This is a genomic window from Bacteroidota bacterium, assembly GCA_020402865.1.
Classification (GTDB): domain Bacteria; phylum Bacteroidota; class Bacteroidia; order Palsa-965; family Palsa-965.
Map to the genome: position 1 here is coordinate 140,896 of JADBYT010000009.1, position 20,718 is coordinate 161,613.

Below are 20,718 nucleotides of genomic sequence, written 5' to 3' on the forward strand. Positions count from 1 at the left end.
GAGCGGATGGTATCTGAGGTATTGTGGTGTACTAACGGCCTGTGCCGCTGGTAAAATTCGTCAACTCGCTGATGCTGCTGCTAAACGTAAAGGCATCGTTTACGAGGTAATAGTTGTTACGGTCCACACAGTTGGCATACGCCGCCTTGGCCAGTTCAAGTTTACTGCTTTCAAAAGTCAGCATCCTTACTAATCCTGCTACCTGTGCCGCTGTCATCCGGTTGGCGGCTGCTGCCTGCTTGGCAATTGCCAGCTTGTTACTGTCAAACGACTGGTTATCAATCGTGGTTTTCAGCCGCAGGTAATCCGCTTCAGGCATTCCCATTTGCAGGTTCGGGAAAGGCCATCCCGGAGGAAAAGGCCAAGGTATATACGAAGGGTTTTGCCCGTTCGGATTGGTGTTGCCTCCCTGCTGCCACGGCCAGTTTATTCCAAGAATCTGCAAGCCGTTCAGGATGTCGATGCGGGCATCGGTTTGTCCGCCTTGGGTAAGATTAATCCAGCCGCTGTATAAATGGCGCGGAGGAACAATACGGCCATTGGCACCTGTAGTTTGCACACTGCTTACACGTATAAACTGATTGCCGGGTGTGAGGTTATTAATTTCAAGCACGGGAGATGTCGATTCGTAACGCTGCCCGTTAATTGTAACAGTCATGGCCTCGTTTGAAGCATTGGTAAGTTTAAGGCCGGTCTGTTGGGCCATTAACAACGCGGGCAGCATACACGCAACGCCCAGCAACATAAGTAAGAGGTTTCTTTTCTTTTTCATGGCTAAACTCCTTTCAGGATGTTTTCCTTGTGTTATACATACCAAGAGCTGTGCCAAAATTTTCATGAGAGCAGTTGTACCGGTACCAAAAGCCCTAAAAGTTGTGAAGAAGAAAGTAAAGCGTAATGCCACTGCTTCGGGCTGATCGCTTAACTTTGAACACATGAAATTCATTATTCGCATACTCATATCCACACTGGCGGTTTTGCTTACCTGCTACATCCTGCCTGACCGTATGGTGCATGTGGACGGATTTACCACCGCGCTCATTGTGGCTGCTGCACTGGCTTTTCTCAATAGTGTGATTAAACCCATACTCATTGTGCTTACCATTCCCATCACGTTTATTACGCTGGGGCTTTTCCTGCTTGTGATCAATGCCGGAATGGTCATGCTGGCCGACAAGTTTATTGATGGGTTTGGCGTGGGCGGCTTCTGGTCGGCATTACTTTTCAGCTTACTGTTGTCTCTTATTACCGGCGTATTCGAAGGCATTCGCAAACGTGATGAGCAGCGGGCCGATGGCACCAACAATTTCAATCGTTTCAACTGATTTTTTCGCTTGCGTATGCAATGGTCAACCCTGTTTTCAGAAACCCGCCCCGGCGATAGCAGCCCGCGACAAACCTCTGAAGACCGCACCAACTTTGAGCGCGATTTCGACCGCGTGGTTTTTTCATCGGCCTTTCGCCGGCTGCAGGATAAAACACAGGTAATTCCGCTGCCCGATAATGATTTTGTACACACGCGCCTTACGCATAGTCTCGAAGTGTCGTGCGTAGGCCGCTCACTGGGCAAAATGGTAGGGCGCGAAATCATTGCCCGGCACAAGCTGCAAAACCTGCACTCGTCAGACTTTGGCGCCGTGGTAGCCGCAGCGGCTTTGGCACACGATATTGGTAATCCGCCTTTCGGTCATTCGGGCGAGGCTGCCATCAGCGACTATTTCCTCAATGGAAACGGAAAGCGGTTTAAAGACGCCATCGGCGACGAAACACTCTGGCAGGATCTTGTAAACTTCGAAGGCAATGCAAACGGGTTTCGCCTGCTCACTGCCTACGACCAGTCAACAGGCGGCGGCAGCATCAACCTTACGTTTTCTTCCCTTGCCGCATTTGCCAAATATCCCACGCGTTCGCACAAAACCAATACCGAACATCAGTGGCGTGGCAGCCAGAAAAAATACGGCTACTTTGCCGATGATCAGGCCCTCTTCGAACGCATTTTCACCGAACTCGGCATCGAAAAACTTCCCGGCACCGACTACGCCTGGCATCGTCACCCGCTGGCCTTTCTGGTTGAAGCGGCTGATGATATCTGCTACCGCATCATCGACTTCGAAGACGGCCTGCGCATGCGCCTCATCGGCGACAAAGAAGGCACTGATCTGCTGAAAAAAGTGGCCGGCCATTTTTACAACGAAGAGCGTTTCAAACGCATCGACCCAAAAAACAAAAACGAGCAGCGGGGCTATCTCCGCGCCGTATGCATAAGTCGTCTTATTGATGAGGCTTTCACCGCTTTTATGGATCATGAAAGTGAAATTCTTTCCGGAAAATTTGACAAAGCACTTTTAAAAGTTTTTCCGGCCGAACTCGAACAACCACTCAAACAAATTAATGATCTCTCAGTAAACAACATTTACAAAAGCCGCTCCGTACTCGAAATAGAAGCTGCAGGGTTCAATGTGGTAGCGGAGTTGCTTGATCTTTTTATCAATGCCGCCATAGACGATCATCAATATGGTAAAGAGTTGAAGAAGAAAAAGCCTTACAGCGAAAAAATCCTCAGCATCCTGCCCGATCAGTTTCTCTTCAAAGGCGAGGCGCATGGCCGCGATCTTTATCTGCGCATCCTCCGCATCTGCGAGTTTGTGGCGGGCATGACAGATACTTATGCCGTGAATATTTACCGGAAATTAAAAGGCATCGAATTGCCCCGGTAAATAAAATAAGGAGCGAATTGGGGGAAGCAATAAAAAACCGTTCGGCTCCTGCCCTCCCTGCAAATCTCGGTAAATTGTGATTTGGTTGGCATTCTGCACCCTGCGGGCTTTCCGTTCGGTCAGGGCTATAACTAATTACCGTCCGGTGCATCAAATTCACAAATATTCTACACTAAGCCTAAGCTGCGGAAAGTTTCAGCAGTCCTAAGCTGCGGAAAGTTTCACTAAGCTGCGGAAAGTTTCAATCAGCGAAGCTGATAAACTTTCCGTTTTTTATACTCAAGTCTCCAGACTTGAGTATAAAAAGAAGCACATACTGCAACATGCAGATCAGTAATTGGAAAATCAACTCAACGGCAAAAGGCTACGTAAAAACGTGTACTCACCGACTAAAGCAAAACGAATACATCGGCCTGCTTAGCTTTTCAGCCCGCGGCTTTCTCAAGCACTTCAAAAATCTTCACCATCGCCAGTGTGTCCAGCCGGCAATATTCGCGGAGCTCTTCTTTGCGTTCTTCGCGCAAAAACATGTCAGTTACCAGATGCAACTGATCGTACACCGCCATGGCGTGGCTGCCGTTTTTAATTACCAGGGCCTCATGGCTGAGTTCAGGAATTAGCGCAGGCAAAACATTTTTGAGCGAAATAGAGCCATTTTGCGCCGGAGCGTGGTACCAGCCTTCGGCAAAAGGTTGCATAAGATCGCGCAATCGGTCAAGCCTTTGTTTAATTTCTATGGCAAATGCAGGAAACTGCTGTGCCAGTTGATGCAATGTATAACGCTCGGCAGATATATCATAAGCCAGTATCAGGTTGCTGCCTTCGGTATGCGCCAGAAAGTGCTTTATGAATTCCGGGCGCGGATCTTCACCCGGTTCGGCCAGAAAGTTTAAATGTGTTAAGGCATCCCGCCCCGCATTGCGGCGGTGTAATGAGTAGGCAAAAGGCAATGCCATAAACGGCCGGGTACCCGAAAATCGCGGAACCGCAGGCTGAAAATTTTCGATATCCAAAAAGTCAAGCTCACCTTGCAATGCAGTTAAGTAAGTCTTTAGCTTTTCCTTATTCACAAAGGGTAATCCAGTTTTCCGGGTTGCAATTTGCAACTTTGCCAAAGGCAAAAGCTCTTCACTCTCCGGAACCTGCTCGGGCGTACGCATTCCCTTTGCAAATAATAATTGTTGATCGGCCCGCGACATACCGGCCAGATCAAACACTGAAGGCTGGGGCAAATTTTTCCAGCAATGCCCCATATAATCACAGTTGTAGGGTGTAAAGCAACGTGCCCCCACATCTACATCAGGTATTTGCGGCGAATTCAACCACTGCTTCTGCTCTTCTATACGTGCCGCAATTAAGTCAACCTGGCTCTGTGCAAAAGCAAGCACTGAGGTTTTTCTGAAAAACTGCTGCAGGTTTAGCACTCCGTTACGCGTGTAACTTCCGTTAATATGAATCAGCGCCAATTCACTCACCTGCAAACCGGAACCTGAAATTACATAGTATTGTAAAGCCGCATCCTGCTGATTAGAAAGCGAAGTACGCAATGAGCTTTTCACTTCATATACTTCCCACGCCTCTCCGTTTCGCACAAGTATATCGGCCAGCACCAGCACATCCTGATATACAAATGCAGCCTCATAAATTACAGCTGTGCCCGAGGCAATTAATGACTGCGTTTTCTCTACCGCCTCAATTGCCCGCGGTCCGCTACCTTGTGTTGCATCAGTGCCTCCCGGATAAAGCTGCCTCGCCAGCAAACCCACATCATGCCCGCGATTGAGTGCTGCCTGACGAGATGGTGGCAGCGGATCACGATATTGCGGATAATAACGATACAGGAACAATGCTTTTGCACATTGTACACCCCGCATATAAGAGGTCTTACTGAGCAGATAATGAGTTGCCAAAACAGGACTAAGGTAATAATTGCTTTCGAGCTATGAATTCAATGCAATATCCCGCATCAATAAAACAATTACTCCATTCAGCCTGAATCTTGCCACCCTGATTACTATACCTGCATATACATGCCCCCAAACCTACGCTAACCAATCAGTCCAAGTCAACACAAACCAGCCCGGCTCTGTAAAACAATTCCCCCAAAAACAGCTGAATAGTACCGTCAAATTGTTTGCCTCGGTGCACAAACCCTACGAAACTACTCCCCACACATACCAGCCAGTACACATCAATATTTTCACTACCCCAATCGGCCTGAATGATGCCGGCCTAACGATAGTAGCTGTTCATAAATACCTCTGAACTGATCCAAACCAATGAGCACGAGCAGATACAAACCAACCTTCATCAATAAATACAGTATTCTGAACCTTAACCAGGGTACAAACGCACGAAACGCCATTGCCATGGCATCACCTGCCTTGCGCTGCAGATTTACCACATCCTTGTCATGTGCCATTGCTAATGTCTGCGACTCTTCATTTCTTATGCCTTCAATACTAAACCGGAGATAATTGAACAACGTAAAATAGTTCTTCCGGTTCGCTTTTAATTGATGAATATCAGACGACAGACGATCAATAATTTTCCTCAAAAAAATCAAATCAGTAGGTGAAAGATTTTTCTGTGAAAACACGCCGTCAAAAAGCATCATTGTTGCCTCGCTGTGAAGCATACGAAACCGTGCTTCAACAACCTGGCGATTATAAATTGATTTTAAATAAATGTGCTGTATTAAAAACACAGCCGAACATGCAACTGTAAGAATAATTAATAGTACCATTTTTATATTTTTAAGATTAATCAATACCATTCACCGCAAATCACATTTGTTATACCTGCTTATGTAAGACAAACACAAGCAGCATACTCCTGTAAAATGAATTCAAAAAAGCAATCAGGCAGCTGGTAACGCATCTGCCTCCGGATACTGTATTCTTTGATCGATCACAAACATTAGCCGTTTGCTTACAGCCTCTTCGCGCAGAATCAACCTCTCAATTTCCTGATCTTTAGCCATTATTACCCGCTTAAACCATCTGAACTGCATAATCATAAATGAAATTTGCAGCATTAATATTAATCCCAGGTAAGGGCCGTACGCTTCAATAATTTCTTTAAAATTAACCATCATGAATACAATTTCGTTCGCTGTCTCGTTTTATTTCCCCACAAAAGTATCCCCTCCCCAACCCCCTTGTCAAGTTCAAAACTATTTCTGTTAATATCTTTCCCTCTTTACTTCATACTTATGCTACGCATAAATAAAACTGCACAATTTGCATCTCCCACAAGATATGCATCATTAATACTCCGATAAACACGTAAAAAAAAGCTGCCTTTGCAGACAGCCTTTACTTTTAGTTGTAGATTAATTCTGTTTTACCAGTGATTTCTGAGTTTCGGACTTCAAGCGATTTTGAAAAACGAAGCAGGGCTTCTATCACATGATCTCCAGGCTCTTCTCCGGCATTGTTTTCCACATAGCGAAGCAATTCTGCATGATCTATCGGAAAACTGTTTAATTCTCGTGTAGATGTTTTATTCATTAAACTGAAGATTGGTTTCTATTGCTTAACGCACCCGGTATGCGCATATTGTGCCTGAATAAAAAAAACCGGGAAAATCCCGGTTTTTTTTATTCAATGGCCTAACACCTATCAGGCGGACAGGGCAATATTGTGTTTCTCCATCATGCGGCGCATATTGATCAGCGCATAACGCATGCGGCCTAGTGCAGTGTTGATACTAACATTCGTAAAATCTGCTATCTCCTTGAAACTCATATCCATATAATGACGCATCAACAATACTTCCCGCTGCTCTTGCGGAAGTTTATCGATTAATCGACGGATGTCGGAACGAACTTGTTTTTTCACCAGTTTGTCCTCATGGTTGCCCTGTCGGAGCACCAATACCGAGAAAATATCAAAATCTTCTCCGGCATCCACCAGCGGCATACGCTTCTGACGGCGGAAATGGTCGATAATCAGGTTGTGCGATATACGCAGCACCCAGGGTAAAAACTTCCCTTCGTCGCTGTAAGAACCGCGTTTGAGGGTTTGGATTACCTTAATAAAGGTGTCCTGAAAAATATCTTCCGCCAGATGACGGTCGCGAACAACCATCATAATGTAAGAAAATACACGCTTTTTATGGCGTTGAATCAGTAATTCGAGGCAGGATTCGTCTCCGGCAACATACAGGTCAACCAGTTCCTGGTCATTCAGTTGGTCATAGCGCATAGTGGCCTCCTTTCGGGTTTTCAGCTGTGGGTCTGTTTGAAAACGTAGAGGTGTTTCGCTATTCCTGACTTGTATTTTGGCCTTTTTTAAGACCTGTGAGACAATAAAAGAAGTTTATGTATTCCTAAACGAAATCCGTTTTGATTTGTTGCATGAAAATAAAAAAAATTCCCGGGCAACCTCTTTTTCAGAAATCGTCTATGGCAAATATAGACGCTTTCGGTAAAAAATCAAGCATCGTGCCGTAATTTTGCACTTTATTTTCCGAACGTGGCTAAATCCTCTATTGAACAACTCGATCCGAAACAGCACATTATTATTAAAGGTGCGCGGATGCATAATCTTAAAAACGTTGATCTGGCGCTGCCCCGCAACCGCTTTGTGGTGATTACAGGGCTTTCCGGGTCAGGGAAATCATCGCTGGCTTTCGACACGCTCTATGCCGAAGGGCAGCGACGCTATGTGGAAAGTCTATCGGCCTATGCCCGGCAGTTTCTGGGCAAAATAGAAAAGCCGGCCATCGAATACATTAAAGGTATTTCGCCCGCTGTGGCTATTGAGCAAAAGGTGAACACACGCAACCCGCGCTCTACTGTGGGCACATCAACCGAAATTTACGATTATCTCAAGCTACTGTTTGCCCGGGTAGGCCAAACCTACTCGCCGGTAAGCGGCAATCTGGTAAAACGCCATTCGGTGAGCGATGTGGTGGATGCTATTCTGGCCCTTCCCGACCAGACACGTTTATATATTCTCTCGCCGCTGCCCAAAAAAGAAGGAAAATTGCTCAAAGAACAACTTGGCCTGCTTTTGCAACAAGGTTTTACACGCATACTCTACAAAGGCGAAATGCTGCGCCTGAACGAGATAAACGTGTCGGAGCTATCAGCTAAAGAGGAATTGTTTATTGTTATTGACCGTGTGGCTGTAAATGCTGGCGACGAAGATTCGCGCTCACGGCTGGCCGACTCGGTACAAACGGCTTTTTACGAGGGCGAAGGCGATTGTATCATTCAACTGGCCGATGCAGCTGCACCAGATCCGGCACCAACAAAAGGAAAAAAGAAAAAAGCTGAAGCCCCGGAAACGCCCGGCCAGCTGCTGTTCTCCAACCGCTTTGAGGCCGACGGCATTCAGTTTGATGAGCCAAACGTACATTTCTTCAGCTTCAATAATCCTATTGGTGCCTGCAAAACCTGTGAAGGATTTGGCAACGTAATCGGTATTGATGAAGACCTCGTGATTCCCAACAAAGGCCTGTCCATTTACGAAGATGCCGTGGCCTGCTGGAAAGGTGAAAAAATGGGCGAATGGAAAGAGAAGCTGGTTATGAATGCCTATAAATTCGATTTCCCCATTCATAAACCGGTATATGAACTTACCGAAGCCCAGCGCAAACTGCTGTGGACAGGCAACAAATATTTTTGGGGACTGAACGACTTTTTCAAATTCCTAGAAGAGCAGAGCTACAAAATTCAATACCGCGTGATGCTTTCCCGCTACCGGGGCAAAACTACCTGTCCCGACTGCCGTGGCACACGTTTGCGCAAAGATGCCAACTATGTAAAAGTGGCTGATAAGTCGATAAGCGATATTGTGCTCATGCAGGTGCAGGATGCGCTGGTGTTTTTTGAGCAAATAAAGCTCGACAAACATGCGCAGCTTGTGGCCAAACGCCTGCTGGCCGAAATTACAAACCGCCTGCGTTTCCTTTGCGACGTAGGTTTAGGTTACCTCACACTCAACCGCTTGTCATCAACCCTTTCCGGCGGCGAATCGCAACGTATTAACCTGGCTACTTCGCTTGGAAGCAGTCTGGTGGGTTCGATGTATATTCTCGACGAGCCCAGCATTGGCCTGCATCCGCGCGATACAGAGCGTCTGATACGCGTGCTGCACGGTTTGCGCGACATTGGCAATACCGTAATTGTGGTGGAGCACGACGAAGAAATCATGCGTGCGTCGGATGCGATGGTTGACATGGGCCCCATGGCCGGAAGCCTCGGCGGTGAAGTAGTATTCAGCGGCACACACAAAGATTTGCTCCTCTCCAACGGCCTCACCGCAAAATACCTCACCGGACGCGAAGTAATTCCGATTCCCGCAAAACGCCGTCCGTGGAAAGCCCACATTGAAGTAAACGGCGCCCGCGAAAACAACCTCAAAAATATCTCGGTAAAATTTCCGCTCGATGTAATGACGGTTGTAACCGGCGTTAGCGGATCGGGTAAATCAACACTCGTGAAACGCATCCTCTACCCTGCCGTGCAGAAACACCTGGGCGGCTACGGCGAGCAGACCGGCCATTTCGACCGGCTTGGCGGCGATTTCAGACATATTGCTGCAGTTGAATTTATCGACCAGAATCCCATCGGCAAATCATCACGTTCCAATCCGGTAACGTATGTAAAAGCCTACGACGAAATACGCGCACTTTATGCCGAGCAGCAACTTTCGAAAATGCGCGGCTACAAGGCTTCACACTTCTCATTTAATGTAGAAGGCGGCCGCTGCGAAGTATGCGAAGGCGAAGGCGAAGTAGTAGTGGAAATGCAGTTTATGGCCGATGTGCATTTGCTTTGCGAAGGCTGCAAGGGCAAACGCTTTAAAGAGGAAGTGCTGGAAGTACAGCACAACGGCAAACACATTGCCGATGTACTGGAAATGACCGTTGATGATGCCATTACCTTCTTCAACGACGGCAGCAACCACGGCAAAAAAATTGTAAACAAGCTCCGCCCGCTGCAAGACACCGGCTTAGGTTATGTTCACCTCGGCCAGTCGTCAAGCACACTTTCCGGCGGCGAGGCACAACGTATCAAACTTGCTTCGTTCCTCGGTTTAGGCCACAACCAGCCGCCCACACTTTTCATTTTCGACGAACCCACCACCGGCCTGCATTTCCACGACATACGCAAACTGCTCGATGCATTTCATGCACTGCTTGCGCAGGGGCATTCGCTCATTATTATTGAGCATAACATGGATGTAGTGAAATGCGCCGACTGGGTAATTGACCTCGGCCCCGAAGGCGGACAGGAGGGCGGCCATCTGGTGTTTGAAGGTACGCCGGAGCAGATGGTGAAAAGTAAAACATCGGCTACTGGAATGTATTTGAAGGAAAAACTGAGCGGAGGAAAAAAGTAATTTGTTACAGATATATTTAGACACTGTAAATCAATTCTGTTTTGGAAGTGATTATTTTACCCGAACGAATTACTTGCCTGAGCTAATTTATTCCTAACTTCATTCACCGTAAAGGAGCAAAACAAAATGCGCATAAACCGCCGCAACAACGCCATCAGCAACGACCTCGGTTTTGGCACCAAAAACACCGCTGCCCGGAATTTAAATAAAGATGGTTCCTTTAACGTAAACCGCATCGGGTTGCCCCGCTTCAAAACCTATGAACTGTACAACACGCTCGTGTTCATGTCGTGGGGCAAACTGCTTTTTCTCATCTTCACAATCTATTTTGTTGTCAATATCATCTTTGCCGGAATATATGTATTGATTGGCGTTGAGCATCTTGCCGGAATTGAAGGCACAACCCCGCTGGCGCGTTTTTTTGATGCTTTTTTCTTCAGTTCGCAAACACTTACCACACTGGGCTACGGAAGAATAAGCCCTACAGGTACACTTGCAAGTACGGTGGCGGCAATTGAATCAATGATTGGTCTTTTGGGATTTGCCATGGCCACGGGTTTGCTCTACGGACGTTTCTCAAAACCAAAAGCAAATATTCTTTACAGCACACACGCCATAATTGCGCCCTACCGCGAAACACAGCGTGGCCTCATGTTTCGTATGACCAACAAACGAAGCAACCAGCTTATTGAGGTGGAGGTGGATGTAACCATGGCAATGGTTGAACCCGGTGCGGGCAACCGATCTTTTTATCAGCTCAATCTCGAACGAAAAAAAATTAACCTTTTCCCCCTGAGCTGGACACTGGTTCATCCTATTGATGAAAACAGCCCGCTTTACGGCATGTCTGAACAGGAAATTGTTGATCAGCAGGTAGAGTTGTTTATTCTCGTGAAAGCGTTCGACGATTCGTTTTCGCAAACGGTGTACAGCCGTACCTCTTATCAGGGCAGAGAAATTATCTTGGGCGCAAAATTCATTCCCATGTTTTCGCTTCAATCCGACGGAAGCACCCAAATTGATATGCGCCTGATTGATGCTATTGAACATGTAGAACTGCCGCCGCTTGCCCAACCTGTACCCGAACTTGCAGCGGCTGAAGATCCCACTGTATAGCTGCTGCAATTGCTAATCGAGAAACGGACGTAAAATTGCATACACGCCCCCCAACACCCCGGCCGCTCCAATAAAACCATCAAACCGATCAAGGATACCTCCGTGTGCGGGAATCCAGCTGCCGTAATCCTTAACTCCTGCCAAACGCTTCCATTTTGAAGCCAGCAAATCGCCCGCAACTGCTCCTGATGCGATAAGCAGAGAAAGTAATGCGGCACTCAAAATCATTTCCGGCTTTAAATTTCCCGGCAGGATTAACAGCGTGAGCAAAATGGCTGTAAAGCCTCCCGCCAGACCTTCCCATGTTTTTGCCGGACTTATCTGCGGAGCGAGTTTATGCCTGCCAAATAAGAGTCCGGCAAGCTGGCTAAACCCGTCAAACAACACGATTAGCGCGTAAAGCCAGAACAAATAATGGCCAACATAAAATGTGAGATAAAAAGCGCCACCGCATATCACCAGATAGAGCAATAAGACCTGCGGCAGATTTTGTTTTGTGACTGGGTTATGACTGATACGAATGATCTCATAAAAACCTGTTCCGCAAATTAATCCCAGCCACCAAAGTTCGAAATTGGTGAGTATAGCCGCAGCACTGAGAAGCACCACAAGCAAATACACCATGTACTTGGTCCAGAGTTCCCGCTTCAGTTCGGGGCGTTTTTTCAGAATCAAAAAAATAAGTAATGCCCCTGCGGCAAAGCTGACGATAATTGTTTTCACGAAGAAATCAGTGGCAAAACCATACATGATTTCCTCAACCTGCAGCCCAAGTGATTTCGCCATTGTTATGCTATTTTACCCTGTTCACGCATCATCCAGAAAATTCCCTTCAGATTTGAACGAAGTTGCTGAATGTATAATACCACAATTAACTCTTCAAGAAATGCAAGCACACTCACACTCCACATCACCCAGAAATAAAGTTCAGAATTTCCCCAGTTGAAATAGGTAAAAATAAAAATACCCTGAAGGTATCCGGCAAATTTATTCGACCAGAGATGAAAGTGCGGCAGGCGGTGAAACCTGATCAGACTTATTACCTGTGGCAATATCCAGAGGAAAACAAGCATTGAAAATGCCCAGCCTTTTTCACTCACAAAACTCCATTCGAGATAAATAAAAGCTGTAAATGCGGCGATATAAGTCCCCATATCAGCCATAGAATCGAGCCGTGCGCCAAAGTTTGTTTGCAGCTTAAATACCCGCGCAATCAATCCGTCGAGAATATCGGTAATCAGATTTATACTCAGTAATAGAATAAAGGCTTCGCGCTGAAGGGTAAAAATAAAATACATCACCAGCGGAAACGAAAGCAGCCGCCAGCCTGAGAGGATATTGGGAATTTGTTTACCGATATTTTTCATGAGACAAGTTTACAACACGAAAGATGTGCGTCAAATTTTATAAAAAGTAATTCGTGCTGTCCTGACCGTTATTTCTTGCAAAACTTACTGTTCGGCAGGTTGCTCTTGCAAAAATTGCAAAAACCAGATCATACTCGGGTGTTTTTTGGGAAGAATAGGATATTATGCTGTTTTTTGTGTGGCCGAAGAGAAAAATCATTTTTGACGTTTTCACTCTGGCAATACATTTGCCCTGATTCTGTTCATTACCCTAAACGTAACAGAACAACTAAAACTAAACTCCATGGCTTCCTCAGAAGACAAAACAAGTAAGGCTTTAAGTAAAATTGAAGCAATTTACGGTCTCGCCAAACTTACTCAGCACATCCGTACACGCGCTGCCGAGCTTCCCCCGCGCGATAGTTTCCCGATAGAAGAAATGGCTTCGGCCGCCGGACAACATACACGATTGCAGTTTCTGAAAGAGCAAACCGGCCATAGTTTTCAATACCTCAACGGAGAAACAACATTTACGGATCTCAGCCAGCTTGAAGGTAATATTGAAAACTACATCGGTATGACGATGGTGCCCACGGGTGTAATTGGTCCGCTGCGTGTTACAGGCACTGCCGCCAACGACGATTACTATATTCCGCTGGCCACAAGCGAAGGCGCATTGGTAGCTTCCTATCATCGTGGGGCAAAGGCTACGCGGCTTAGCGGTGGTATTACTTCAGTTTGTCTGGTTGATGGTGTGCAGCGCAGCCCGGTATTTCGTTTTGCTGATGTATCGGGTGCGGTGAGCTTTCTGGCGTTTGCCTACAGCCGTCGTGAGCAGATGGATGAAATTGTGCGTGCGCACAGCCGCCATGCCGTACTTAGCGATGTGCGCGCCAACATCGAAGGCAATCACCTCATCCTCACTTTCGAATTTCAAACCGGTGATGCCGCCGGCCAAAACATGGTGACCATTTGCACCAATGCCATTTGCAGTACACTTGTGCCCGAAGCACCGGAAAAACCGCTGGCCTGGTACATTGAAAGCAATTACTCGGGCGATAAAAAGGCTACGGCTCTTTCATTTACAAGTGTGCGCGGCAAAAAAGTAACGGCCGAGTGCGTAGTTAGCCGCATGGTGGTGGAAAAAGTGCTCAAAACCACACCCGAAGCCATGGCCGATTACTGGCAAAGCTCAACCATTGGTGTGATTCAAAGCGGCGCTATTGGTGCGCAGGGGCATGTGGCCAACGGACTCACCGCACTTTTTCTGGCCACCGGTCAGGATGCAGCCTGCGTGGCAGAAGCGGCCACAGGCATTACCCGCATGCAGCTCACCGCCGAGGGCAACCTTTACACCAGCGTTACATTGCCCAACCTCATTGTGGGCACCGTGGGCGGCGGCACCGCATTGCCTACACAACACGAATGCCTTGAACTCATGCAATGCGCCGGCACAGGTAACGCACGCAAGTTTGCCGAAATCTGCGCCGCAGTAGCACTCTCCGGCGAAATTTCAATTGCCGCTGCACTCGCTGCCGGACACTTTGCCTCGGCACACGAAAAGCTGGGACGTAAAAAATAAGACCATGAACGCGCAGTTTGTACTTATTCTGATGTATGTGTGGATTGGCTTCATACATGCCGTGTTTACGGGCATTACCGTACTGGCTTTGCTTCCGAAACGTGCAGCAAAATGGCCGGCCGCATTCATCATTCTGCTGCTCATTGCCATACAGGCTTTTCTCGAAACGTACTGGATTCCTGTGGCGCACCACCTCGGCTTACAACTCACATCAGGCCATGCACAGGTGAATGATTTCTTTCACACCACCGCAGGCAGCAACCTCATAAACGCCCTGCATCCCGGCTGGCTTAGTCCGCTGCTCTGGGCGTTCTGGGGCATCGTAGCCTGGATGATCGGCCGTAAAATAATGTCGCGCTTCACACTCAAGTAAACTCAACAATGAACCCGCACAGCAAACCCGAAGAAAATAATGCACCATTGCTGAAACGGCTGTGGATCTATCAGCGCGAGCGTTTCCCGCTGTTTGGCCACGGTCCGCTGGTGGCGGCATTCAGTTTCTCTGCCATCAGCTACTCGCGAATTTGCCGTGGTGCTGATGGATTTGTGGACTGGTCGCTGTTTGCACTTGGCATTTTTACAACTGTTTCACTGTTCCTGCTTGTGCGCATATTCGATGAGCATAAGGATGCCGAAGATGATGCACGCTACCGCAACGAACTTCCGGTTCCGCGCGGCCTCGTTTCGCTTTCCGAATTACGGAAAATCGGCATCGGCATTGTGGTTTTGCAAATTATTCTCAATGCCTTGTTTGCGCCCAAACTGCTTATCATCTGGGGCATTGTCATACTTTACCTTTCGCTCATGGGCAAAGAGTTTTTTGTGGCCGAATGGCTCAAGAAACATCAGTTCTGGTATGTGGTTTCACACATGTTCATCATTCCGCTCATCGACATTTACGCCAGCGGGCTCGACTGGTTGCAGGAAGGTGTAAGCGCACCGAAAGGTTTGCTGTTTTTCTTCGCGGTATCCTATTTCAACGGTATTGTACTTGAAGTAGGCCGTAAAATCCGCATCCCGGCCGATGAAAAAGAAGGCGTTCTCACCTACTCGTCGATGCATGGCCCGCACAAAGCCACTTTGCTCTGGTTGCTCATGGTACTCATCACCGCAGGCTGGGCCATTGCTGCGTCGTGGTTTGCAGGATATGGTATGCAGGGATTCATTACCATGCTTTGCATTGCATTAGTCATAAGCATTCCCGCAATTTTATTCCTGCAGAAAATGACAACCAAACGTGCAAAATTTATTGAATACGCATCCGCACTCTGGACCATTGCCATGTATTTGAGTCTGGGCGGAATTCCGATGGTAGTTGAATTGATGAAATAAACTATCTTTTATCCACCCTTTACCCAAAACCCGTCAAATGCCGGCTATTCGTATTTTACTGTTTGTCCTTGTGCTTATTCTATCCGTTTTCGGAAAGTCGGATAAAATAAACTATGATGCATTTCGTAATGCACAGGATTTTACCGTGCCTGTTTTGAATTGTGAGGAAGAAAATAAAACTGCGCTGTTTGTTTTTCCGCACGATGATGATGTGATTTGTTGTGCCGGTACGGCACAATTACTTCGTGAAAAAGCCTGGAGAATCTATTCGCTCACACTTACGCAAGATGCCGATTCGAAAGAAGCTGCAAAACGGGCTGTGGAATGGAGTAACTCAATGAAAATTCTTGGTATTACAGAATCTGCTCATCTCTACTTACCAAACAATCCGTGGGCCAATGTAGAGCAAAACAATCTTGTATTCTGGAATGAAAAAACAGACAGTCTCGAAACGCTGATTTACACGTTTATGATGAAATACAAACCGTCGCTGGTAGTTACATTCGATACAATTATTGGCGGATACGGGCATCCCGAGCACCGGCTTACCGGCAAAGCTGTGTATCGTGTATTTACGGCACATAAAAATGAAAGCAACTTTCCGGTAAAGCGTATTCTTCACAGCACCATGCCCGAAAAGCTCGAACAGGTGTGGCTTTCAAACAATCCGGCTTATCTGCTCACACAAAAATATGCAGGACAGGTAACACTTCCCGAACCCAATGCTGCTGTTGATGTGCGCAACTACTGGCCGGTAAAACGAAATGCTGCAGCGGCATACAAAACACAGCAGGCCACACTGAAAAAATTCATGATGCTTCCCGACATAAAAGACACAGCCGCACACTATCAGGCGTTTGCCCGCGAATATTATCTGGAGGTGAAATAGTTTTGTATGATACTTTTTTCAAACACACCTGCATCCGAACGCAGTGCCGATTGCGGCGGCAAAGCCTCCAACCTGTTTTTGCTGACCGATGCAGGCTTTCCGGTTCCCGACTTTGCGGTGCTGCCCGCAGGCTTACTGCAAAGCTGGATGCCTGAAAACACAACCGATGCCGAAGCATTTATCCGCTCTTTCCGTATTCCCGATACAATTATTCAGTTACTGCTTAACCGGTTTGGCCACGATGCGCAACTCGCCGTGCGCTCTTCGGCATTGGGCGAAGATGGTGCAGAACAATCCTTTGCCGGACAATATGAATCGTATCTCCACGTAAATGCCGATACGCTTGAAGCGCGCATACGCGATGTGTGGCGCTCAGCCTGCGAGAAACGCGTGCAGGTGTACCAGCAGTTTCACGGTATCGGAAAAAGTAATATTGCCGTGATTGTGCAGGTGATGGTGAATGCCGATGTAGCGGGTGTAGGTTTCGGAATAAATCCGGTGAGCGGAAACAGGAATGAATGTGTGATAAGTGCGGTGTGGGGTTTGGGAGAAGGTTTGGTTTCGGGCGAGCTTGATGCGGATACGTTTACCGTGTCGGCCGAAAAAATTACGGAACAGCTTGTAACTAAACCGCGCAAGGTAACTGCATCGGCACAAGGCGGTACGGCGTTTACAGAAGTGGAAACTTCGTTGCAAAATGCACGCACGTTGAGTAATGCACAGCTGCGTCACATCGAAAGCTGGCTATATCAGTTGAAGAAACTATACGGACGTGCGCAGGATATTGAATTTGCCGTAGCAGATGGAAATTTGTATCTCCTGCAAACACGCCCCATTACCACCACCGCACAACTTCCCGACCCCGAAGGCGAATACTTAGTGTGGGACAACAGCAACATTATTGAATCGTATCCCGGACTTACCTCGCCGCTTACGTTTTCGTTTATCCGCAAAATGTATGAGGCTGTGTATATTCAGTTCACTTCCATGATGGGAGTGAATGAGGCGGAGCGGCAGCAGCATGCGGTAGTGTATGCCAACATGCTCGGCTTGCTCAACGGCCGCGTGTATTATAATTTACGGAGCTGGTACAAATTGCTTTCGCTGCTTCCGGGTTATCAGCTAAACGCGGAGTTTATGGAGAAAATGATGGGCGTGAAAGAACGTTTTACGCTCGACGATGTAACGGTGCGCAGCAAATTCAGCGAGCGTTTGCGTGTACTGAACATGATACGTTTGCTGCTGAAAAACCAGCGGCAATTGCCCGGTATGCGCCGCGCCTTTACGCGCGATTTTGAAGCGGTGATGCAGGAATACGATGCCATTGATTTCAGCCGGCAGCGGGCCGATCAGCTTATTGTGCTGTATGAACGCTTTGAGCAAACCCTGCTGAAAAAATGGAAAGCGCCGCTGGTAAATGATTTCTTTGCCATGATCTGGTACGGTGTGTTGCAGAAACTCACCGCGAAATATTTCCCCGGCCATGCGGCCACGCTGCACAATGATTTGCTTTGCGGTGCACGCGATATTGTGAGCACCGAACCGCTGCGCCGCATCGACGAAATTGTAAAACGGGTGCGCAGCAATGCCGCCTGGCTGGCCTTGTTTGAAAAGCCCGAAAGCGAAGTGCTGGCGTCGCTGACGCTGAAAGAAAACGAGCCTGTGCAGCAACTCATGCAAAGCTATATTGCCGCCTGGGGCGACCGCACCGTGGGCGAGCTGAAGCTCGAAACAATTACCTACCGCCAGCAGCCTGCACTTTTTGTGCGCGTAATTGCAGCGGCTTTGAAGCAGCCCGAAACCACGCATGCCAATCTCGATCTGAAGCTGCGCAGCGAGGCCGAAGCCATTGTAAAAAGTAAACTCCGCGCAAAGCCGCTTAAACGCTGGCTGTTTAATCTGGCTCTTCGCCGCTCGCGCGATCTGGTGAGCAACCGCGAAAACCTGCGCTACGCCCGCACACGGGGCTTTGGCATGGTGCGCCGCATTATGCTGGCCATTGGCGAACAATTTGCAGCCGAACAGCTAATCGATTCGCCACGCGATATTTTCTGGCTGCGTCTCGACGAAATTGCAAACTACATACGCGGCACCTCCGACCTGCGCAACCTGCGCGAACTGGTACGCATACGCAAAGCCGACTACACAAAATTTGAAACGCTGCCTTCGTCGGAGCGTGTGCCCACGCGCGGCATTGTGTATGCAGGAAATAACTTTGCACCACCCGCAGCCAGCCTGCACGAAACCGCCAACGGCAAAGCACTGAAAGGTATTGGCTGTTGCCCCGGAAAAATTACAGCCCGCGTGCAGGTCATTCACGACCCGCACAGTGTAAGCAGCCTCAACGGCGATATTCTTGTAACCGCCAGCACCGACCCGGGCTGGATTACACTCTTCCCTTCGGCCTCGGCTATTCTGGTCGAACGCGGCAGCCTGCTCAGCCATTCGGCAATCGTATCGCGCGAAATGGGGAAACCCTGCATTGTGGGCGTAAGCGGATTACTTCAGCAACTCAAAACCGGCGACCGTGTGCAAATGGATGGCAGCACCGGCGAAATAATTATTCTCGACAATGAGTAAAAACGATCTTCAGCAACGGGTAGAATTCGATTTTATCCGCTACGCCAACTGCTGGGAAGATGCCGATATACTGGCCGAAGCATTGCAGGTAAAACCCGGCGAACGCGTGCTGTCAATCGCCTCGGCAGGCGACAATAGTTTTGCACTGCTCATTAATGCGCCCGAAATTGTAGTGGCTGTTGATGTAAATGAAATTCAACTCTGGCTCGGTGAATTGAAAAAGGCGGCTTTTACACTCGATACACACGAAGAATTTCTGGCTTTTCTTGGCTTCACACCTTCATCTTCACGCATCGAAACCTATAAAAAAATACGCAGCCAAATGCCCGAACCGGCGCAACGCTGGTGCGACAACCATTTACAGCTCATCGAAGCGGGCGTAATTATGCAGGGAAAGTTTGAACGTTACTTCGGCTACTTTCGTTCAAAATTGCTACCGCTCATTCATAATAAAAAACGTATTGCAAAACTGTTTGAAGAAAAACCGGCAGATGCACAGCAAAAATTCTACACTGAAGAATGGAATACCTGGCGCTGGCGTTTGTTTTTCCGCATTTTCTTCAGCCGTTTTGTAATGGGCAAATACGGGCGTGATCCGGAGTTTATGAATGAGGTGAAGGTTTCGGTAGGTAAGTATATTTTTGGCAAAGCCGAAACTCATTTGCAAAGCAAAGTCATGCAGCAGAATCATTTTCTGCACCATATTCTTGCCGGTAAGTTTGAACCTCAGCTTCCGCTTTATGCCCGAAAGGAAAATTTCGAACGCATACGGTCAAATCTTTCGCGCATTGTCTTTTTTAAAGGCTATGCCGAAGAAGCCTGCCGCGAGTATGGTCCGTTTGATGCGTTCAACCTCTCCAATATTTTCGAATACCTATCGGCCGAAATTTCAACCACCATTGCCCAGCAGCTTTGCAGTGCATCAAAACCAGGAGCGCGTTTTGCCTACTGGAATTTAATGGTGCCGCGAAATCTTGCTGCATTGTATCCTGAAAAACTGCAACGCCAAAACGAAGTGGCCGACCGGCTTGGCGCCAGCGACAAAGGCTTTTTCTATCACCGCTTTCATCTCGATATTCTGAAAAATGGATAATCAGCTTATACATTGCCTCTGGCTGGGTGCGTGTTTTCTTGCACTCTTCAGCACCGGCGAAATTTTATATCATAAATTCGGCGTGCGCGCCGAATACACGCGCAAGCTCATTCATTTGGGTACAGGTGTACTTACACTGCTTTTCCCCGTTTTTCTGCGTTCGCATTGGTTTGTGCTTTTGCTTTGCGGTGCGTTTGCAGTAATACTGCTTACAAGTTTAAAATTCAATCTTCTTAAATCCATCAACGCCATCGACCGTAAATCGCATGGCAGTATTTCGTATCCGGCGGCCGTGTACGGTACATTTTTATTCTACGATTTCTTTTCAGGCACGCATCCGCAAAAAGCCTACTTCTACATTCCCGTACTTATGCTTGCCGTATGCGATCCGATTGCTGCACTGAGCGGAAAGCGCTGGCCGTGGAAACCTTTTCAGGTAGGAAGCGGAAAGAAAACACTAACCGGCTCGCTCATGTTTTTTATTTCCGCATCATTGCTGTCCGGCATTCTGCTTTATACACTTTCTGAAACCAGCAATTCCAATCTGATTACACTTTCATTGCTGCTGGGTGCTTTCGGGGCATTTATCGAGGCGATAAGCCGCAACGGTTTCGACAACCTGCTTATTCCGCTCATTTCCATACTTGTACTTGCAGCAGGCTTTTTTCTTGGCTGGTATCAACCGGAAATACTGTAATCTGTAATTCA

19 protein-coding genes are annotated in these 20,718 nt (G+C 47.6%); 11 read left to right on the forward strand and 8 right to left on the reverse strand.

Annotated features, from left to right (window positions below):
- Positions 1-31: 31 nt before the first annotated feature.
- The gene (locus IM638_07875; GenBank protein MCA6362941.1) at positions 32-772 is read right to left on the reverse strand and encodes a DUF4476 domain-containing protein; all 741 of its coding nucleotides are present in this window, start codon (positions 770-772) and stop codon (positions 32-34) included.
- A 163-nt stretch (positions 773-935) separates the two neighbouring features.
- Here IM638_07875 and IM638_07880 point away from each other — a divergent pair, with 163 nt between their 5' ends.
- On the forward strand, positions 936-1,325 hold the full coding sequence (locus tag IM638_07880; protein MCA6362942.1) for a phage holin family protein: 390 nt from the start codon (positions 936-938) through the stop codon (positions 1,323-1,325).
- Between the two features lie 15 nt (positions 1,326-1,340).
- Positions 1,341-2,717, forward strand: coding sequence for a deoxyguanosinetriphosphate triphosphohydrolase (locus tag IM638_07885; protein ID MCA6362943.1), 1,377 nt, complete (start codon positions 1,341-1,343; stop codon positions 2,715-2,717).
- 425 nt (positions 2,718-3,142) lie between these two features.
- On the opposite strand, the gene IM638_07890 is transcribed toward IM638_07885, so the two are convergent.
- The 5 genes from IM638_07890 to IM638_07910 form a co-directional block, all read right to left on the reverse strand.
- The gene (locus tag IM638_07890) at positions 3,143-4,627 is read right to left on the reverse strand and encodes a DUF2779 domain-containing protein (GenBank protein MCA6362944.1); all 1,485 of its coding nucleotides are present in this window, start codon (positions 4,625-4,627) and stop codon (positions 3,143-3,145) included.
- A 293-nt stretch (positions 4,628-4,920) separates the two neighbouring features.
- A complete protein-coding gene (locus IM638_07895) occupies positions 4,921-5,463 on the reverse strand; it encodes a hypothetical protein (GenBank protein MCA6362945.1) in 543 nt (180 codons plus the stop codon).
- Between the two features lie 114 nt (positions 5,464-5,577).
- The gene (locus IM638_07900) at positions 5,578-5,814 is read right to left on the reverse strand and encodes a hypothetical protein (protein ID MCA6362946.1); all 237 of its coding nucleotides are present in this window, start codon (positions 5,812-5,814) and stop codon (positions 5,578-5,580) included.
- Between the two features lie 226 nt (positions 5,815-6,040).
- A complete protein-coding gene (locus IM638_07905; protein MCA6362947.1) occupies positions 6,041-6,229 on the reverse strand; it encodes a hypothetical protein in 189 nt (62 codons plus the stop codon).
- 111 nt (positions 6,230-6,340) lie between these two features.
- The gene (locus IM638_07910) at positions 6,341-6,925 is read right to left on the reverse strand and encodes a sigma-70 family RNA polymerase sigma factor (protein MCA6362948.1); all 585 of its coding nucleotides are present in this window, start codon (positions 6,923-6,925) and stop codon (positions 6,341-6,343) included.
- Between the two features lie 270 nt (positions 6,926-7,195).
- Between IM638_07910 and uvrA the strand changes: the two genes are divergently transcribed.
- Positions 7,196-10,072, forward strand: coding sequence for an excinuclease ABC subunit UvrA (gene uvrA, locus IM638_07915; protein ID MCA6362949.1), 2,877 nt, complete (start codon positions 7,196-7,198; stop codon positions 10,070-10,072).
- Between the two features lie 126 nt (positions 10,073-10,198).
- Complete coding sequence (locus tag IM638_07920; protein MCA6362950.1) at positions 10,199-11,188, forward strand: K+ channel, inward rectifier; 990 nt, start codon at positions 10,199-10,201, stop codon at positions 11,186-11,188.
- Positions 11,189-11,200: 12 nt separating this feature from the next.
- Here the strand turns inward: IM638_07920 and IM638_07925 are convergent, their stop codons facing one another.
- A complete protein-coding gene (locus tag IM638_07925) occupies positions 11,201-11,974 on the reverse strand; it encodes a phosphatidate cytidylyltransferase (protein ID MCA6362951.1) in 774 nt (257 codons plus the stop codon).
- A gap of 2 nt (positions 11,975-11,976) precedes the next feature.
- Positions 11,977-12,555, reverse strand: coding sequence for a CDP-alcohol phosphatidyltransferase family protein (locus IM638_07930; GenBank protein MCA6362952.1), 579 nt, complete (start codon positions 12,553-12,555; stop codon positions 11,977-11,979).
- Between the two features lie 283 nt (positions 12,556-12,838).
- On the opposite strand from IM638_07930, the gene IM638_07935 reads away from it, so the two are divergent.
- Genes IM638_07935 through IM638_07965 form a run of 7 tightly spaced genes read left to right on the forward strand, consistent with a single transcriptional unit; the run spans position 12,839 to position 20,707 of the window.
- Positions 12,839-14,116 carry a hydroxymethylglutaryl-CoA reductase gene (locus tag IM638_07935; GenBank protein ID MCA6362953.1) on the forward strand — a complete coding sequence of 426 codons (1,278 nt, stop codon included), beginning with the start codon at positions 12,839-12,841 and terminating at the stop codon, positions 14,114-14,116.
- 4 nt (positions 14,117-14,120) lie between these two features.
- A complete protein-coding gene (locus tag IM638_07940; protein MCA6362954.1) occupies positions 14,121-14,489 on the forward strand; it encodes a hypothetical protein in 369 nt (122 codons plus the stop codon).
- 8 nt (positions 14,490-14,497) lie between these two features.
- Positions 14,498-15,448 carry a UbiA family prenyltransferase gene (locus IM638_07945; GenBank protein ID MCA6362955.1) on the forward strand — a complete coding sequence of 317 codons (951 nt, stop codon included), beginning with the start codon at positions 14,498-14,500 and terminating at the stop codon, positions 15,446-15,448.
- Between the two features lie 37 nt (positions 15,449-15,485).
- Positions 15,486-16,337, forward strand: a complete 852-nt coding sequence (locus IM638_07950; GenBank protein ID MCA6362956.1) for a PIG-L family deacetylase — start codon at positions 15,486-15,488, stop codon at positions 16,335-16,337.
- A 6-nt stretch (positions 16,338-16,343) separates the two neighbouring features.
- On the forward strand, positions 16,344-18,917 hold the full coding sequence (locus tag IM638_07955; GenBank protein ID MCA6362957.1) for a phosphoenolpyruvate synthase: 2,574 nt from the start codon (positions 16,344-16,346) through the stop codon (positions 18,915-18,917).
- Positions 18,910-20,010 carry a DUF3419 family protein gene (locus IM638_07960; GenBank protein ID MCA6362958.1) on the forward strand — a complete coding sequence of 367 codons (1,101 nt, stop codon included), beginning with the start codon at positions 18,910-18,912 and terminating at the stop codon, positions 20,008-20,010. The genes IM638_07955 and IM638_07960 overlap by 8 nt, the downstream gene beginning before the upstream one ends.
- Entirely contained in the window at positions 20,003-20,707 is a 705-nt protein-coding gene (locus tag IM638_07965) for a phosphatidate cytidylyltransferase (protein MCA6362959.1), read from the forward strand. Before IM638_07960 ends, IM638_07965 begins: the two co-directional genes overlap by 8 nt.
- Positions 20,708-20,718: the final 11 nt, after the last annotated feature.

What these genes read in the sequence shown, in the direction of transcription:
- IM638_07930 (MCA6362952.1), bottom strand. Translation starts at nt 12,555, where the DNA reads ATGAAAAATATCGGTAAACAAATTCCCAATATCCTCTCAGGCTGGCGG.
- IM638_07965 (MCA6362959.1), top strand. Translation starts at nt 20,003, where the DNA reads ATGGATAATCAGCTTATACATTGCCTCTGGCTGGGTGCGTGTTTTCTT.
- IM638_07885 (MCA6362943.1), top strand. Translation starts at nt 1,341, where the DNA reads ATGCAATGGTCAACCCTGTTTTCAGAAACCCGCCCCGGCGATAGCAGC.
- IM638_07945 (MCA6362955.1), top strand. Translation starts at nt 14,498, where the DNA reads ATGAACCCGCACAGCAAACCCGAAGAAAATAATGCACCATTGCTGAAA.
- IM638_07935 (MCA6362953.1), top strand. Translation starts at nt 12,839, where the DNA reads ATGGCTTCCTCAGAAGACAAAACAAGTAAGGCTTTAAGTAAAATTGAA.
- IM638_07895 (MCA6362945.1), bottom strand. Translation starts at nt 5,463, where the DNA reads ATGGTACTATTAATTATTCTTACAGTTGCATGTTCGGCTGTGTTTTTA.
- IM638_07910 (MCA6362948.1), bottom strand. Translation starts at nt 6,925, where the DNA reads ATGCGCTATGACCAACTGAATGACCAGGAACTGGTTGACCTGTATGTT.
- IM638_07955 (MCA6362957.1), top strand. Translation starts at nt 16,344, where the DNA reads ATGATACTTTTTTCAAACACACCTGCATCCGAACGCAGTGCCGATTGC.
- IM638_07960 (MCA6362958.1), top strand. Translation starts at nt 18,910, where the DNA reads ATGAGTAAAAACGATCTTCAGCAACGGGTAGAATTCGATTTTATCCGC.
- IM638_07905 (MCA6362947.1), bottom strand. Translation starts at nt 6,229, where the DNA reads ATGAATAAAACATCTACACGAGAATTAAACAGTTTTCCGATAGATCAT.
- IM638_07920 (MCA6362950.1), top strand. Translation starts at nt 10,199, where the DNA reads ATGCGCATAAACCGCCGCAACAACGCCATCAGCAACGACCTCGGTTTT.
- IM638_07900 (MCA6362946.1), bottom strand. Translation starts at nt 5,814, where the DNA reads ATGATGGTTAATTTTAAAGAAATTATTGAAGCGTACGGCCCTTACCTG.
- IM638_07875 (MCA6362941.1), bottom strand. Translation starts at nt 772, where the DNA reads ATGAAAAAGAAAAGAAACCTCTTACTTATGTTGCTGGGCGTTGCGTGT.
- IM638_07950 (MCA6362956.1), top strand. Translation starts at nt 15,486, where the DNA reads ATGCCGGCTATTCGTATTTTACTGTTTGTCCTTGTGCTTATTCTATCC.
- IM638_07925 (MCA6362951.1), bottom strand. Translation starts at nt 11,974, where the DNA reads ATGGCGAAATCACTTGGGCTGCAGGTTGAGGAAATCATGTATGGTTTT.
- IM638_07880 (MCA6362942.1), top strand. Translation starts at nt 936, where the DNA reads ATGAAATTCATTATTCGCATACTCATATCCACACTGGCGGTTTTGCTT.
- IM638_07940 (MCA6362954.1), top strand. Translation starts at nt 14,121, where the DNA reads ATGAACGCGCAGTTTGTACTTATTCTGATGTATGTGTGGATTGGCTTC.